General features: G+C 69.6%; 13 protein-coding genes. 9 read left to right on the top strand and 4 right to left on the bottom strand.

Annotated features, from left to right (window positions below):
* Positions 1-41: 41 nt before the first annotated feature.
* Positions 42-1,034, bottom strand: coding sequence for a patatin-like phospholipase family protein (locus AC3WL7_RS05550; RefSeq protein WP_079224545.1), 993 nt, complete (start codon positions 1,032-1,034; stop codon positions 42-44).
* 145 nt (positions 1,035-1,179) lie between these two features.
* Positions 1,180-2,226 (bottom strand): TIGR00266 family protein, encoded by a 1,047-nt coding sequence (locus AC3WL7_RS05545; RefSeq protein ID WP_492749623.1) that lies wholly within the window; start codon positions 2,224-2,226, stop codon positions 1,180-1,182.
* Positions 2,227-2,386: 160 nt separating this feature from the next.
* On the opposite strand from AC3WL7_RS05545, the gene AC3WL7_RS05540 reads away from it, so the two are divergent.
* Positions 2,387-4,654, top strand: coding sequence for a TonB-dependent receptor (locus tag AC3WL7_RS05540; RefSeq protein WP_079224549.1), 2,268 nt, complete (start codon positions 2,387-2,389; stop codon positions 4,652-4,654).
* A 146-nt stretch (positions 4,655-4,800) separates the two neighbouring features.
* On the opposite strand, the gene AC3WL7_RS05535 is transcribed toward AC3WL7_RS05540, so the two are convergent.
* The gene (locus AC3WL7_RS05535) at positions 4,801-5,640 is read right to left on the bottom strand and encodes an acid phosphatase (protein ID WP_492749622.1); all 840 of its coding nucleotides are present in this window, start codon (positions 5,638-5,640) and stop codon (positions 4,801-4,803) included.
* Positions 5,641-5,883: 243 nt separating this feature from the next.
* On the opposite strand from AC3WL7_RS05535, the gene AC3WL7_RS05530 reads away from it, so the two are divergent.
* A complete protein-coding gene (locus AC3WL7_RS05530; protein ID WP_200733206.1) occupies positions 5,884-6,762 on the top strand; it encodes a lipase family protein in 879 nt (292 codons plus the stop codon).
* An 11-nt stretch (positions 6,763-6,773) separates the two neighbouring features.
* Positions 6,774-7,976 carry a DUF4785 domain-containing protein gene (locus AC3WL7_RS05525; RefSeq protein WP_492749621.1) on the top strand — a complete coding sequence of 401 codons (1,203 nt, stop codon included), beginning with the start codon at positions 6,774-6,776 and terminating at the stop codon, positions 7,974-7,976.
* Between the two features lie 160 nt (positions 7,977-8,136).
* Here the strand turns inward: AC3WL7_RS05525 and AC3WL7_RS05520 are convergent, their stop codons facing one another.
* Positions 8,137-8,958: an ABC transporter ATP-binding protein gene (locus tag AC3WL7_RS05520; RefSeq protein ID WP_492749670.1), complete on the bottom strand. Its 822-nt coding sequence runs from the start codon at positions 8,956-8,958 to the stop codon at positions 8,137-8,139.
* 152 nt (positions 8,959-9,110) lie between these two features.
* On the opposite strand from AC3WL7_RS05520, the gene AC3WL7_RS05515 reads away from it, so the two are divergent.
* The 6 genes from AC3WL7_RS05515 to AC3WL7_RS05490 all read left to right on the top strand — a co-directional run bounded on the left by AC3WL7_RS05515 (position 9,111) and on the right by AC3WL7_RS05490 (position 16,296).
* Entirely contained in the window at positions 9,111-10,313 is a 1,203-nt protein-coding gene (locus tag AC3WL7_RS05515; RefSeq protein WP_295518000.1) for a DesA family fatty acid desaturase, read from the top strand.
* The gene (locus tag AC3WL7_RS05510; RefSeq protein WP_108745616.1) at positions 10,310-10,639 is read left to right on the top strand and encodes an EF-hand domain-containing protein; all 330 of its coding nucleotides are present in this window, start codon (positions 10,310-10,312) and stop codon (positions 10,637-10,639) included. Before AC3WL7_RS05515 ends, AC3WL7_RS05510 begins: the two co-directional genes overlap by 4 nt.
* A gap of 75 nt (positions 10,640-10,714) precedes the next feature.
* Positions 10,715-11,527, top strand: a complete 813-nt coding sequence (gene mutM / locus AC3WL7_RS05505; protein ID WP_492749620.1) for a bifunctional DNA-formamidopyrimidine glycosylase/DNA-(apurinic or apyrimidinic site) lyase — start codon at positions 10,715-10,717, stop codon at positions 11,525-11,527.
* Positions 11,528-11,594: 67 nt separating this feature from the next.
* Positions 11,595-12,161: an ECF-type sigma factor gene (locus tag AC3WL7_RS05500; RefSeq protein WP_079224557.1), complete on the top strand. Its 567-nt coding sequence runs from the start codon at positions 11,595-11,597 to the stop codon at positions 12,159-12,161.
* Between the two features lie 16 nt (positions 12,162-12,177).
* On the top strand, positions 12,178-14,643 hold the full coding sequence (locus tag AC3WL7_RS05495; RefSeq protein ID WP_492749619.1) for a protein kinase domain-containing protein: 2,466 nt from the start codon (positions 12,178-12,180) through the stop codon (positions 14,641-14,643).
* Between the two features lie 48 nt (positions 14,644-14,691).
* Positions 14,692-16,296 (top strand): OpgD/OpgG family glucan biosynthesis protein, encoded by a 1,605-nt coding sequence (locus AC3WL7_RS05490; protein ID WP_079224561.1) that lies wholly within the window; start codon positions 14,692-14,694, stop codon positions 16,294-16,296.
* Positions 16,297-16,350 lie beyond the last annotated feature (54 nt).

Below are 16,350 nucleotides of genomic sequence, written 5' to 3'. Positions count from 1 at the left end.
CGCGGGATGCCGCGTCGCTCAGCAGCGACGCGGCAGAACACTCAGCACTTTTCCTTGCGGCCCATCATCCTGCCCAGGCGCGAGGGCTCATCGCACTTCGGCACGACCGGTGCAGCCGGGGCCAATGCCGCCGCGCGCGCCTTCTGCAGCTGCTGGATCTTCGCGCGGATCTGCGGCATCGCCGCCATCGCGGCTTTCTCGCCTTCGAGGATGGCAGTGCCGCGCTGGCTGAAATCGGCGGCACCGATATCCAGCACCTTCGGCCGGATGACGATGTCGGCGCGTGCCAGTTCCTGCTCGCCCAGGCGCTGGCCCATGATCGAGATCGACTGGTTGACGATGCCCAGCATGCCGGTCGGTGCCTTGCCGCTGGCCTTGCTGGAGATATCCACGGCGATGACGAACTCGGCACCGAGCTGGCGCGCGGCATCCACCGGCACCGGGCTGACCACGCCGCCGTCGATGTAGTTGCGGCCACCGATCTTCACCGGCTCGAACACGCCGGGGATGCTGCTGGACGCGCGCACGGCCTGGCCGACGTTGCCGCGCACGAAGATCGCGCGCTCGCCGGTTTCCAGCTGGGTGGCGACCGCGGCGAACGGCTTCTTCAGCTTTTCGGCCGGCCGGTTGGCCACCTGCTCGTTGACGTAGTCCTGCAGCTTCTGGCCCTGCACCAGGCCGCCGGAGAACAGGCGCACGTCGCGGATGCTGGCTTCATCCAGCGCCACGGCCTTGCTCTGCATCTGGAACGCGTCCATGCCGCTGGCATACAGCGCGCCGACCACGCTGCCGGCGCTGGTACCCGACACCACCACCGGTTCGAAGCCGTTGGCTTCCAGCATCTTGATCACGCCGATGTGGGCAAAGCCCTTGGCTGCGCCGCCACCGAGGGCGATGCCGATCTTCACCGGCTTGGCCTGCGGTACCAGGATCGGCTGCGGCGGCGGAGTGGGGCGGACCTCCTCGCCACCACAACCGGCCAACAGGCCGAGCAGGGCGACGGACAGCAGCACGCGGGGGCGGAACAGGCTCATCGGCAATGCGCTCAGGGCGCCGGATTCAGGAAAGGGCGCCAGCATACCGAAGGTGCAAAATCCGTGGGTAGCGCCGGGCCGTGCCCGGCGGATGGTTCAGCTGCCGCTGTGCTCGCCGGGCATGGCCCGGCGCTACCGTGCAGGATCAGAAGCGGTTGTCGCCGCCCAGTGCGCGGCCCAGCCCGCCCAGGATCGAGCCTTCGCCGCGGCTCTGCCCGCCGCCCTGCGGCGCGGCCATCCACATGCGCCCGGCCAGCCGCGAGAACGGCAGCGACTGCAGCCAGACCTTGCCCGGCCCGGTCAGCGTGGCCAGGAACACGCCCTCGCCGCCGAACAGCATGCTCTTGATGCCGCTGACCCGGCGCACGTCCATCTCCACCGACGCGTGGTAGGCCACCACGCAGCCGGTATCCACGTCCAGGCGTTCACCGGCGGCCAGCTCGCGCTCGATCACGCAGCCACCGGCATGGATGAAGACCCAGCCGTCGCCTTCCAGCTTCTGCATGACGAAGCCCTCGCTACCGAACAGGCCGGTCATGATCCTGCGCTGGAACTGCACGCCGATGCGCACGCCGCGCGCGCCGGCCAGGAAGCTGTCCTTCTGGCAGATCAGGCGCCCGCCGTGCTGGTCCAGCTTCATCGGCAGCACCGTGCCGGGGTAGGGCGCGGCGAAGGCGACCTTGCCGCGGCCCGTGCCGGTCTGGGTGTAGACGGTGGCGAACAGGCTTTCGCCGGTCACCACGCGGCGGCCCGCAGCCATCACCTTGTCCATGAAGCCGCTGCTGGCCTGCGAGCCGTCGCCGAACACGGTGTCCATCTGCACCGTCGATTCCTTGAACATCAGCGCGCCCGCTTCGGCGATCGCGCTTTCGCCCGGATCCAGGCCGATCTCCACGAACTGCATTTCATGGCCGACGATGCGGAAATCGATGGGATCGCCGTGGCCGCCGCTGCTGCTGGCCGCCTGCGCGGCAGCGGGCGTGGCGGCGGGCAGTACCGGCGGTGCGGCGGTAGCAGGCGCTGCCGGGCCCGCGTGCAATACGGCCAGTTCGGACACGGCTGTCCACCCGCTCATGCCCTGGCACCAGGCCAGCGCCCGCGGGTTGGCCTGCGCAAATTGGCGTGCAGCGTGCTCGTCGAGCGGGCCGATACGCTCGGCCTGGCCGGCGGCGTGGAAGTACCACTGGGTCATCGCAGCAGCTCTGTCGCAAGGGGAAAGCGCGAGTCTAGCGGCCTGCCGGGGGTGTTGCGGGCAGGGGCCATGAACGATCGGCATTTGCGGCGCAGGTGCTGTATTGCAACAATTATCTGGTAGCGCCGTTTTACCACCCCTCCAAACACAGCCTACCGCCATGTCTCCGACCCGCACTTCCCGTGGCCGATTTCCGGTCGCGCGTCCCCTCGTTGCCGCTCTTTCCGCCCTGCTGCCGCTGGTAGCAGCCGCCCAGGAAACCCCCGCTGCCAAGGATCCGGTTGCCCTCGACGCCCTGCAGGTCACCGCACAGCGCCGCGTCGAGAACGCCAAGGACGTGCCGGTCGCGATCACCGCGATCCAGGGCGAGAAGCTCGATGTGCTCGGCTCCGCCGGCGATGACATCCGCTTCCTGTCCGCGCGCGTGCCCAGCCTGAACATCGAATCGTCCTACGGCCGTGCCTTCCCGCGCTTCTACATCCGCGGCCTGGGCAACACCGACTTCGATCTCAATGCCTCGCAGCCGGTCTCGCTGGTGTATGACGACGTGGTGCAGGAAAGCCCGCTGCTGAAGGGCTTCCCGCTGTTCGACCTGGCCGGCGTGGAAGTGCTGCGTGGCCCGCAGGGCACGCTGTTCGGCCGCAACACCCCGGCGGGCGTGGTGAAGTTCGATTCGGCCCGTCCGTCGCAGGACGCCGATGGCTACGTGAAGATGTCCTACGGCACGTATGACACCTGGAACGTGCAGGGTGCCTACGGCGGCCCGCTGACCAGCCGCTGGTCGGCGCGCGTGTCGGCGCTGTACCAGCGCCGCGAGAACTACGTCGACAACACCATCACCACCGCGCCCAGCTCGGGCTTCGAGGGCTATGACGAGGCCGCTGGCCGCGTGCAGTTCCTGTACGAAGGTGACGACGTCGAAGCACTGTTCAACCTGCACAAGCGCAAGCTCAACGGCACCGCCCGCCTGTTCCGCGCCAACATCATCCAGAAGGGCAGCAACGCGCTGGTCGAGAACTTCGACCGCGACAAGGTCTCCACCGATGGCCTGAACTTCTCCAACCTGGAAACCTGGGGCGGCAGCGCACGCCTCAAGTGGGACCTGGGCCGCGTCACCCTGCACTCGATCACCGGCTATGAAACCGCCGAATCGCTGAACCACGGCGACGTCGATGGTGGCTACGGCGCGGCGTTCCTGGGTGCCGGCAACTCCGGCCCGGGCCTGATTCCGTTCCCGTCCGAATCGGCCGACGGCCTGCCGCACCACCGCCAGTGGACGCAGGAATTCCGCGTCGAATCCAACGAGTGGGGCCGCTTCGACTGGCAGGCCGGCGTCTTCTACTTCGATGAAGACGTCACCATCGACAGCTTCAACTACGACTCGCTGACCCCGGGCAACCCGCAGACCGGCCACGCCGTGCAGAGCCAGCGCAACAAGGCCTGGGCCGCGTTCGCCTCGGGCGACCTGGACGTGACCGACCGCTTCAAGCTGCGTGCCGGCGTGCGTTACACCCAGGACAAGAAGGACTTCACCGCCAGCGTGCTGCAGGCCGTGCCGGGCGGCACGCCGGTCAGCGGCCCGTACCTGGCCAACAGCGATGTCGACGACGTCAGCTGGGACCTGAGCGGCGTCTACCAGATCACCGACAACATCAACGCCTATGCGCGCGTGGCCAAGGGCTTCCGTGCACCGTCGATCCAGGGCCGCCTGGCCTTCGGCGGCGTCACCCAGGCCGATTCGGAGAAGGTGATCTCGTACGAAGCCGGCATCAAGGCCGACCTGTTCGACCGCCGCGCACGCCTGGGCTTCAACGTGTTCCGCTACAACGTTGATGGCCAGCAGCTGATCGCCGTGGGTGGCAGCAACAACACCGCCACCCTGCTCAACGCCGACAAGACCATCGGCCAGGGCTTCGAGCTGGACTTCGAGGCGTACCTGACCGACCACGTGCTGATGACCCTGGGCAGCAGCTACAACGACACCGAGATCAAGGACCGTGACCTGGCCGTGGCGATCTGTGGCGGTGGCTGCACCATCACCGACCCGACCACCGTCATCAACGGCGGCACCTACGCGCTGGTCAACGGCAACCCGCTGCCGCAGGCGCCGAAGTGGATCCACAACCTGACCCTGCGTGCCGGCTTCCCGGTGAACGATGCCAGCGAGGTCTACGTGTACACCGACTGGGCGTACAAGAGTGCGGTCAACTTCTTCCTGTACGAGTCGCCGGAGTTCCGCAGCCGCAGCTCGCTGGAAGGTGGCCTGCGCGTGGGCTACAACTGGGATTACGGCCAGTACGACGTGGCCGTGTTCGGCCGCAACCTGACCAACCAGACCCGCGTGGTCGGCGCGATCGACTTCAACAACCTGACCGGCTTCCTCAACGAGCCGCGCACGTTCGGCGTCGAGTTCACCGCGAAGTTCTGAGGCGGCTGATGGCGTGATGCAATGAAGAAGGGCCGGCGCAATGCCGGCCCTTCTGCTTTACAGGTCGCCGGGCATGGCCCGGCGCTACCCCTGCTCGTCCCCGGTAGTGTCGGCCGCTGGCCGGCAGCGATTGATCCGCCCTGCGCTTACAGCGCGCTTTGCGGCCGCACCTTCAGCACCGCTTCCTCGGCCGCGCAGTCGCGGCTGGAATGCAGGCCGGCCTTGCGCGCATCGGCGATCTCCTTGCGCGCCGCCAGCAGATCCTTGTTGAACGCTGCGTTGTCATGCAGGCGGGCCACGGCGGCAGCGCCCATGAAGCGGCCTTCGAGGATGTCGCTCTGCCAGTGCACGTTGCACACCAGGCGGCTCTCGCCGTAGTTGCGGCCGCGCGCCTGGATGGCATCGGCGCGGTCGGGGGCGATCTCCGAAAGGATCAGCGCCCAGGCCCAGCCGATGGAGGTGTGGCCGGATGGATAGGAGCCGTTCCTGCGCAGGCCGGCTTCATCGTCCGGCGTGCAGGTCGGCTCGCCGTTGACCATGAACGGGCGCGGGCGCTGGTACTGGTTCTTGGCCGCCTTGGTGGCGGCGCTGGCATCGATGCGGCTGCGTTCCAGCAGGCGGTACAGGGCCGGGGTCTTCACCGCGTCCACGTCGATGTCGGCCGCGCAGGAGAACTGGTTGGCGCCGGCCGGGAAGCCGAGTTCGGCATCGCGGGTGGCCTGGGCAAAGCGCGGCGTGCCACGCAGGGCGCGGGCTTCGCGGCTGACCTGTTCGTCCAGCGCGAAACCGGCCGAACCAGCCGCCGGCGGCGCCGGCACCAGGGCGATGCTGGCCGGCACGGCCGCCTTGTCCAGGTAGCCCACCGCCTTGGTGGTGATGGTGGCTTCCACCGCAGTGGGCGCGGGGGCGGTGGACGCGCAACCGGCCAGCGACAGGGCGATGGCCAGGCCGAGCAGGGGGCGGGCGGGGAGGGCAGGCAAAGACATGGGCAGGCTCGAGACAGGAAACACAGCGGCCATGATCGCAGCCCCTCCCGCCGCCCGCAGCGTCCATCGGTCATACGGCCAGACCCGGCATGGTGCCGCTGGATAGTCACGATCCTGCAACAACGGCATCCATCGTCGCCAATCTCCCGAATACGGGCGCAGCGCACGGACTTTCACGCGCGTTCGCCGCCAGCATCGGCCCACAGCCGGGCCGGGGGGATCCGCTGACGAGGGAGAGATGCGATGCGCAGCACCGCAACAGGAAGTACCGCCCTGGCCCTGCTGCTGGGCCTGGCCAGCGCCCCGGCCTGGTCCGCCGACGTGTATGGCGTGGCCTTCGTGCACGGCACCGGCGCGCAGACCAACGCCACCCAGGACTACTGGCAGCCGGCCATCATCGACACCGTGCGGCAGGGCCTGCCGAACAGCAGCAACTACGTGGTCATCAACTGCGATTTCACCCAGTACATGTGGAAGCCGGAAGCCGCGGGCTGCCTGGCCGGACAACTGACCGGCTTCATCGACAGCCGTGGCATCACCCAGCTGGTGGTCATCACCCATTCCAACGGCGGCAACGTGGTGCGCTGGATCCTGTCCAACCCCACCTACGACAGCCGCTACCCGAAGATCATCAGCACCCTGCGCAAGGTGACCGCACTGGCGCCGTCCTCGGCCGGCACGCCGCTGGCCGACGCGGTGCTCAACGGCAACACCTTCGAAACCTCGCTGGGCTGGCTGCTGGGCTACAAGAACGATGCGGTACGCATGCAGCAGGTGGGTCACATGGCGACCTACAACGCGCAGAACCTGTACGGCACGGCGGGGCGCCCGGCACTGCCCAGGCCGTTCCGCGCGGTGGTTGGCAGCGATGTCGAATCGGCGGTGTGGGACAGCAACAGCTACTGCGGTGGCTACCCGGCCAATGTCGGCCTGGAATTCACCCAGAACTGGCTGTCGTCCTGCTCGGACGGTTTCCTGGAGTGCAGCAGCCAGAAGGCGGCCGGCACGCTGTGGTTCACCGACAAGGCGCGTACCCAGGGCGCCGAGCCGCTGAGCCACAACCAGAGCCGCCGCGAGTGCTTCGGCCTGGGCACGATCCTGCGCAACGACCTGACCCAGTGAGGGAGATGACCATGAAGATCCAATCAACCCTGCTGGCTGCGGCCGTACTGGCTGCACTTGCCGCTGTGCCGGCCCATGCCGCGCAGGCGCTGCGTGCCGCCGCCGCCGGTGACCAGGTGCCCGCGGCGCTGGTGGCCGCGCCGCTGCCGGCCGATGACAGCGAGCGCGTGCCGCTGGCCTTCGCCTGGGCACTGGACCCGGCGCAGCCGCTGCAGGCACCGGGCGCCTACGCGGCGGTCAGCCGCAGCTACTGGCAGCAGGTCGACGCCGCCGAACTGCAACGCGGCCTGGACCTGCCGCTGACCGCACCGGATGCCGTGATCCAGCTCAGCCCGGGCACCGGTGCACGCGCGCTGCCTGCCGAGGCACTGCAGGTGCGCGATGCGGCCGGCCGCAGCAGCGTGGCGCGCAGCGTCGATGCGCGGCAGCTGCAGGCTGCAGGCATGGCAGTGACCGATGGCAGCAGCATGCTGCGCACTGGCGCCAGCAGCGCGGTGGGCACGTACCGGCTGCAGAGCGCGCAGGCGCAGGGCCGCTACGTGGTGCAGGTGCTGGAACCCAACAGCCCGGTGCGGCTGGAGGTGCAGGCCAGCCAGGCGCAGGTGCTGGCCGGTGGCAGCGTGCAGCTGCAGGCACGCCTGCTGGAAGACGGCCCCAGTGCCGCGAAGCTGGCCGCGCGCCGCAGCAGCCTCGGCGGCGAAGCCCTGCTGGTGGCGCCCGACGGCCGCAGCTGGCCGCAGCGCCTGCTGCGTACCACCGATGGCAGCCTGCGTGCACAGGTGCGCATTCCGGCAGAGGCCAGCACGGTGCAGGGCTTGTGGGAGCTGCAGGTGTTCGCCCAGGCCGATGGCGTGCTGCGCGATGGCAAGGTGGCTTTCGCGGTGGCGCAGCCGACCGCACGCTTCAGCGGCCAGGCCACGCCCGACGCGGCCACCCGCCAGGTCAGCCTGCCGCTGCAGGTCGCGGCGGCCGGTCGCTACGAGGCGCGCGGCACGCTGTACGCCACCGGCGCCGATGGCCAGTTGAAGCCGGTGGCACAGGCGCACGCGGCCGCATGGTTCGAGGGCGCTGGCCGTGGCGCGCTGGTGCTGCCGTTCGACCAGGCCGCACTGCCGCCCGGCTTCGGCGCGCCGTATGAACTGCGTGACCTGCAGCTGCAGGACCAGAGCCGGATGGCGCCGATCGAATCACGCGCGCTGGCGCTGCGGTTCTGAGCAGCGCGTGGCGGGCCGGTTTCCCCGGCCCGCTGCACCGGCATGACATGACCGCGGGGTAGAGTCGACTGTTAGTCGACTGCCCTTCCAACAGACCGCGAGAACCCCGCGCTGCGCGCGATAGTCGACCAACGGTCGACTCTACCGCCGTCCCGCCGGATTACCCCGCGTACGCGGTCAAGATCCCATTCTGTTCCACCACGCTGATCGCCCCGCCGAATACCGCCGACAGCGGTTCGTCGCGCAGCAGTTCATCGCGGGTGCCGTCGGCCAGCACGCGGCCGTCGCGCAGCAGCACCACGCGTTCGATCTCGGGAATCACTTCCTCGATATGGTGGGTCACCAGCACCAGGGTGATGCCCTGCTGGGCCAGCACGCGCATGGTCGCCACCAGCTGCTGCCGCGCCACCAGGTCCAGCCCGGTGGAGGGTTCATCCAGCAGCAGCGCCTGCGGCCGGTTGACCAGGGCGCGGGCGATCAGCACCCGGCGGGTCTCGCCGGCCGACAGCTCGGCATAGGCGCGCTCGCGCAGGGCCAGTGCGCCGGTCATTGCCAGCGTCTCGCCCACCCGTGCCCGCATGTCCGCCGTCACCTCGCGGAACGCCGGCACCACGTAGCTGGCGAAGAAGCCGGACAGCACCGCCTGTTCCACGGTCAGCCCGGGCATGTCGGACAGGTTGCTGCTGAGGTCGCCGGTGACGATGCCCAGCTGCGAACGCAGGCGATCGACCTGCCAGCGGTTCTGCCCCAGCACCTTCACCGCCACCCGGCCGTCGGCCTGGGCCAGCGGGTACAGCTCGCGGGTGATCAGCTTGATGAACGTCGATTTGCCGCAGCCGTTCGGGCCCAGCAGCGCGGTGTGCTGGCCCTGCGCGATGCGCAGGCTGAGCCCGTGCAGGACCTTCACCTGGCCGCGGACCACGCTGGCGTGGTCCAGTTCGATCAGCGGCGGCAGCTCCGCGGCGGACGGGGCAGTGGTAATTGCGCGGGTGCGCGGATCAAGGCTCGACAACTCAGGTCCCCAACTGTGAACGGTGGCACTTTATGACGGTGCACGACGACCGTCGCGAGGGTGCAGTTTGCAACTTAAGCGCCCATCATGTCTGCCATCCCGCGTCGATCTGGAGTGCCGCCATGCCCGATGCCCTGATCTCCCTGCTCACCGGTGGCGTGCTCGGCCTGGGCGGCTGGGCCATGCTGGCGGTGCTGCTGGTATTCACCCAGCTCACCATCTTCTCGGTCACGCTGTACCTGCACCGCAGCCAGGCGCATCGCGGGGTCGATTTCCATCCGGCCGTCGCGCATGTATTCCGCTTCTGGCTGTGGCTGACCACCTCGATGATCACCCGTGAGTGGGTGGCCATCCACCGCAAGCACCACGCCAAGGTGGAAACCGAGGACGACCCGCACAGCCCGGTCACCCGCGGCATCGGCAAGGTGTTCTGGCACGGCGTGGAGCTGTACCGCGAGGCCCGGGGCATGCGTGCGGACATCGAACAGTACGGCCGTGGCACCCCGGACGATGCCATCGAGCGCCACCTTTACACCCCGCGCGCCACCCTCGGCCCGGTGCTGCTGCTGGCCATCAACAGCGTGCTGTTCGGCCTGCCCGGCGTGGCCCTGTGGGCGATCCAGATGGCGTGGATCCCGTTCTGGGCCGCAGGCGTTGTCAACGGCCTGGGCCACTGGTGGGGCTACCGCAACTACGAGTCGGCCGACACGTCCACCAACCTCACGCCGTGGGCGTTCTGGATTGGTGGCGAGGAACTGCACAACAACCATCATGCCTTCCCCAGCTCGGCGCGCTTTGCCATGCGGCGCTGGGAGTTCGACATCGGCTGGAGCGCGATCCGCCTGCTGCAGGCGCTGCGCCTGGCCAAGGTGCTGCGCGTTGCACCGGCCATGGACGTGCGCCCGAACATCGCCGTGCCCGATGCCGAGACCCTGAAGGCGCTGCTCTCGCACCGCTTCCAGGCGATGACCGATTACCAGCGCAACGTGTTCATGCCGGCCCTGCGCGAGGAAGCCACGCAGGCCGGGGCGAAGCTGCGCCGCCTGTTGCCGCGCCGCCTGCGCCGTGGCCTGGTCAACGATGGCCGCTGGCTGCAGCCCGACAGCCGCGCCCAGCTCAGCGCGTGGGTCGCGCAGCGCCCGCGCATCCGCACCCTGGTGGAATACCGCGCGCGCCTTGCCGCGCTGCTGGAAGCCCGTGGCCACGATGCAGCCGAGCGCCTGCGCCACCTGCAGGCGTGGTGCCACGAGGCCGAGGAAAGCGGCATCGCTGCGCTGCAGGCGTACGCCGCCCGGTTGAAGGGCTATACCCTGGTGGGCGCATGAGGCAGCTGCTGGTTCCGCTGCTGTGCCTGCTGCCGCTGGCCGCGGCAGCGCAGGTCAGTGACACCGCCACCTACCTGCAGCGCATGGACAGCGATGGCGATGGCAAGGTCAGCGAAACCGAATACGTGCAGTGGATGCTGTATGCCTTCGACCACATGGACCGCAACGGCGACGGTGTGCTGACCGCCGATGAGCTGCCCGGTGGCAAGGGCAGGCCGATCACCCGCGAGCAGCAGCGCCAGGTGATCGTGCAGCGCTTCCACAAGCAGGACGCCAATGGCGATGGTTACCTGGATGCACGCGAACTGTCGGCGCCGCCGCGCTGACGTTGCGGTTCCGCGATCGCCGGTAGCGCCGGGCCATGCCCGGCGGCTTCGCATGGCCCGGCGTAGAATCAGCCCATGCCTGAACTGCCCGAAGTAGAAACCACCCGCCGCGGCCTGGCGCCGCACCTGGAAGGCCGCCGCGTCCATGGCGTGATCCTGCGCCGCGCCGACCTGCGCTGGCCGATTCCGCCGGAGGTGGCCGATCTGCTGCCGGGGCAGCGCATCGAGGCGGTGCGCCGGCGAGCAAAGTACCTGCTGCTGGATACCGCCGTGGGCAGCGCCGTGCTGCACCTGGGCATGTCCGGCAGCCTGCGCGTGCTGCCGGGGGACACGCCGCTGCGCACCCACGACCACGTGGACATCAGCCTGGACAACGGCCGCCTGCTGCGCTTCAACGACCCGCGCCGTTTTGGCAGCCTGCTGTGGCAGCCGGCCGGTGAGGTGCATCCGCTGCTGCAGGGGCTGGGCCCGGAGCCGCTGGACGAGGCCTTCGACGGCGATTACCTGTTCGAGCGCAGCCGTGGCCGCAGCGCACCGGTGAAGACCTTCCTGATGGACCAGGCGGTGGTGGTCGGGGTGGGCAACATCTACGCCGCCGAAAGCCTGTTCAAGGCCGGCATCAGTCCGCTGCGTGAAGCCGGCAAGGTCTCGCGCGAACGCTATCGTCGGCTGGCCCGCGAAGTGAAGGACACCCTCGGCTATGCCATCACCCGCGGTGGCACCACCCTGCGCGACTTCATCAGCCCCGATGGCGCCCCGGGCTACTTCGAGCAGGAGCTGCTGGTCTATGGCCGCGACGGCCTGCCGTGCCCGCAGTGCGGGCGCCCGCTCAAGCACGCGATGATCGGCCAGCGCGCCAGCGTGTGGTGCAGCCGCTGCCAGCGCTGAATCTCTTCATGCAGCGGACGCGGGCGGCGTTATAGTCCGCACAGCATCCGCTGCGGGGGAGGTTGCGATGGACGAAGGACCGGATATCACTGTCTGGCTGGATGCCGCGCGCGGTGGCGACCGCACGGCGCTGGACCGCGTGCTGACCACGCTGTACCAGGAACTGCACGGCATGGCCCGGCGCCAGCTGGCCGGCCAGCAGGGGCGCACCCTGGACGCCACCTCGCTGGTCCACGAGTCCTACCTGAAACTGCTCGGCAGCCGCGGCGCGGCGCGCTTCGAGGATCGCGCGCACTTCTTCGCCTATGCCGCCTCGGCCATGCGCAGCGTGGTGGTCGACTACGCGCGCAACCGGCTGGCGCGCAAGCGCGGCGGCGACCTGAAGCGGGTGGCCGAGATCCCCGAGAACAGCAGCAGCGGCGTGCGCCTGGACGAAGACCTGCTGGCGCTGGATGTCGCCCTGGAGCGGCTGCAGGCGGTCGATGTGCACCTGGCGCGGGTGGTCGAGCTGCGCTACTTCGCCGGCCTGTCCGAACAGGAGATCGCCGAACTCAGCCAGCGCTCGGAGCGCAGCATCCGCCGCGACTGGCAGAAGGCGCGGTTGTTCCTGCTGGCGGCGATGCGCGGCGACTGAGGCGCGCAGGCCGACCATGGATGCCGCGCGCTGGCAGCAACTGTCGTCCTGGCTGGACCAGCTGCTGGAGCTGGCCCCGGAGGCGCGGAAGCTGCGCCTGCAGCGCCTGGCCGAGCATGACCCGACCCTGGGCCGCGACCTGGAACACCTGCTGCTGCAGGAGGCCGACAGCCAGGAGTTCATGGCCCAGCCGCTGTGGACCGCACCGCCACCGGGGCGCGCCGGCAGCCAGGTAGGCCCTTACCGCCTGCTGGGTCCACTGGGCGAGGGCGGCATGGGCGAAGTCTGGCTGGCTGAGCGCTGCGACGGCCTGTACCAGCGCCAGGTGGCGCTGAAACTGCTGCGCAGCGGCGTGGCCGACCCCGGGCTGCGGCAGCGCTTCGGCCGCGAGCGGCAGATCCTGGCCCGCCTGCAGCATCCGCACCTGGCCCAGCTGCTGGATGCCGGCGTGGACCAGCACGGCCAGCCCTACCTGGCGCTGGACTACGTGGAAGGCGAACCGATCAGCGACTACTGCCGGCGCCTGCAGCCCCCGCTGGAAACCCGCTTGCAGCTGATGCTGCAGGTCTGCGCGGTGGTCAGCCATGCCCATGCCAACCTGGTGGTGCACCGCGACCTGAAGCCCTCCAACATCCTGGTGCGCGCCGATGGCACGGTGAAGCTGCTCGATTTCGGCATCGCCGCGCTGCTCGACCACGACGATGCCGACGCCACCCACCCGCCCACCGAGGTGCGCGCGTTCACCCTGCACTACGCCGCGCCGGAACAGGTGCGCGGCGAGGCGGTGACCACCCTCACCGATGTCTACTCGCTGGGCGTGGTGCTGTTCGAGGTGGTGACCGGGCACAAGCCCTACCGCCTGCGCCGGCACAGCGATGCCGAATGGGAGCGGTCGATCCTGGACGTGCAGGTCCCGCGCGCCTCGGCGCTGCTGCAGCGCCTGGCCGACCAGCCGGGTGCCGCCCGGCGCGCGCTGCAGCGGCAGGCCCGGCAGCTGCGCGGCGACCTCGACGTGCTGCTGGAAAAGGCGCTGCAGAAAGATCCCGCACAGCGCTACGCCTCGGCCGAGGCGCTGGCCGGCGACCTGCAACGCTACCTGCAGGGCCGGCCGATCCAGGCCCGGCCGCCCGGCGTGGGCTACCGGGTGAACAAGTACATCGGCCGCCACCGCTGGGGCGTGGCGCTGGCCTCGCTGGCGGTGCTGGCCCTGCTCGGGACCACCTCCGTCGCGCTGTGGCAGGCGCGCCAGGCGCAGGTGGAAATGGCCCGCGCGCAGGCGATGCAGGATTTCACCGTCAGCCTGTTCGACAAGGCGGCCAGTGAGCGCCACGGCCATTTCGACGTGCCGCAGCTGCTGGCCACCGGGCAGCAGCGCGGTGAGGCCGAGCTGGCCGACCAGCCCTTGGCGCTGGCCGAACTGGAAGGCGTCATCGGCCGCCTGCGGATCGGCCTGGGCGACTACCAGCTGGCCCTGCAGACCCTGGACCAGCAGCGCCGGCTGCTGCAGCAGGTGGACGACGTGCCGCCCGCCCTGCAGCTGGAAGCAGTGACCCAGCGGGGTCGCGCGCTGCGCATGCTGGGCCGCGACCGCGATTGTCTGGCGCACCTGCAACCGCTGCAGCCATTGGCCGCCAGTGAAGCCGACGCACTGCCGGCAACGGTGGCCGAGTTCCACAGCCAGCTGGGTCGCTGCCAGGCGCAGCTGGGCAATGCGGAGGCGGCGCGCGCGTCATTCGAACAGTCCCTCGCCCTGCGCCACGAGGGCATCGGCCAGCGCTTTGGCCGCGCCGAATCGCTGGCCGACCTGGCCGGGCTGGATGCCAGCGCCGGCGACCTGCCTGCGGCGCTGGCCGGTTACCAGCAGGCGTTGGGCCTGCTGGACCAGCCGAGCGATGGCCGCAGCCCGCAGGTGATCGGCCTGCACCGCCAACTGGGCGAAGTGCTGGCGCGGCAAGGCCGGACCGAGGCTGCTGCCACTGAACTGGACCTGGCCTGGCAGGCGGCACAGGATGCCTGGGGCCCACGCCATCCCGAGGCGCTGGTGGTGCGCCGCGCCCGCGCGATGCTGGCCCTGCAGCGCGGGCAGGGCGAACAGGCAGGGCAGGAGCTGCAGCAGGTCCAGGCGCAGTTGCTGGCCGCGTTGGGCCCGGCCCACCGCGAGGTGGGCCAGGGCGAGTTCGCACTGGGGCAGTGGGCCAGCGATCACGGCGACGCCGCGTTGGCGGCCAGGCACTACGCGCGGGCGGTGGCGATCTGGCGCCAGCCCGACCATATGGCCCTGCTGCCGCAGGCGCTGCTGGCGCAGGCAGGCGCGCTGCAGCAGGCCGGGCAGCCGGACGCGGCACACGCTGCGCTGGCCGAAGCACGCCAGCTGCTGCTGGCCCAGCGCGGGGCACAGGCCCCGGCCCTGCGCGAGCTGGATGCGCGGCTGGCCGCGCTGGCGCAGGCTGAACCGACCGTACAGCCCTCCGCTGCCCGTTAACGTTTGTCTGCCTATGATGGCCGACCTTTCCCTTGCTTCCGCGCCTGCATGCAACGACGCGACTTCCTCCGCAATGCCTCCCTGGCCCTGGCCGCCTTCGGCCTGCCGACCCTGCCGGCCTGCGCGGCCGGGAAGAGTGGCCAGCTCGGCCTGCGCCGGCTCGGCCAGCCGCAGCCGTTCGACTTCGCCACACTGAAGGGCCAGGCCCGCGCACTGGCGCAGGCGCCGTACCAGAGCCACAAGCGGGTGCTGCCCAAGCCGCTGGAAGCCCTCGACTGGGACCAGTACCAATCCATCGGCTACCGCCAGGACCATGCGCTGTGGGCCGACCAGCCCGGCAAGTTCCAGGCGAAGTTCTTCCACCTCGGCCTGTATTTCCATTCGCCGGTGCGGATGTTCGACGTGGTCGACGGCAAGGCGCAGGAACTGGCCTATGACGGTGCGGCGTTCAACTACGGCAAGAGCGGCCTGAAGAACGGCGAGCTGCCGGCCGACCTGGGCTTTGCCGGGTTCCGCCTGAACACCCGCAAGGACACCGACCGCGATTTCGCCGCCTTCCTCGGCGCCAGCTATTTCCGCGCCGTCGGCAAGGAAGGCCAGTACGGCCAGTCCGCGCGTGCGCTGGCCATCGATACCGGCATGGGCAAGCCGGAGGAATTCCCCGATTTCATCGCCTACTACCTGGAACAGCCGGCGGCCGACTCGGACACGATCGTGGTCTACGGCCTGCTCGATTCGCCCAGCGTGGCCGGTGCCTACCGCTTCGCCATCACCAATGGCGACGTGCTGCTGATGGATATCGACAGTGCGCTGTACCCGCGCAAGGCGATCGAGCGCCTGGGCATCGCCCCGTGCACCAGCATGTACCAGGTGGGCGAGAACGACCGCCGCATGGGATGGGACTGGCGCCCGGAAATCCACGACACCGATGGCCTGTCGATGTGGACCGGTGCCGGCGAATGGATCTGGCGACCGCTGGTGAACCCGCGCAACCTGCGCTTCAACATGTTCGTCGACCACAACCCGCGCGGCTTCGGCCTGCTGCAGCGCGACCGCAATTTCGACCATTACCAGGATGACGGCGTGTTCTACGAGAAGCGCCCGTGCCTGTGGGTGGAACCGAAGGGCGAATGGGGCGATGGTTCGGTGCAGCTGGTGGAGATCCCCACCGTGGACGAAACCTTCGACAACATCGTGGCGTTCTGGAACCCGAAGGAAAAGCCGCAGCCGGGCCAGGAGCTGCTGGTCGGCTACCGCCTGTTCTGGGGCGCCGAGCCGCCGGCACGCACGCCGCTGGCGCACTGCGTGGCCACCCACACCGGCCTCGGCGGCGTGGTGGGCAAGAAGCGCGAGTACTTCAGCTGGCGCTTTGCGGTGGACTTCGAAGGCGGCGAGCTGGCCAGGCTGATCGACAAGGGCGAGGTGGAGGCGGTGGTGGAAGCCAGCCGCGGCCGGGTGGAGATCGTCTCGGCGCGGCCGCTGCGCGAGATCAACGGCTACCGCGCGATGTTCGACCTGGTGCCGCCGGAGGGCAGTACCGAGCAGATCGACATCCGCCTGTACCTGCGCAGTGGCGGCAAGCCGCTCACCGAGACCTGGCTGTACCAGTACACCCCGCCGCCGGCGGGCGCACCGGAGCGCACGCTCTACTGAGGCCGCGCTGTAACCGGAGCATGTGGGCGGGCAGGGCGCCGCCCTGCACGCCAT

The sequence above is a fragment of the Stenotrophomonas sp. FW305-3-2-15-E-LB1 genome, assembly GCF_058787375.1.
This window is presented reverse-complemented; position numbering and strand designations above follow the sequence as displayed.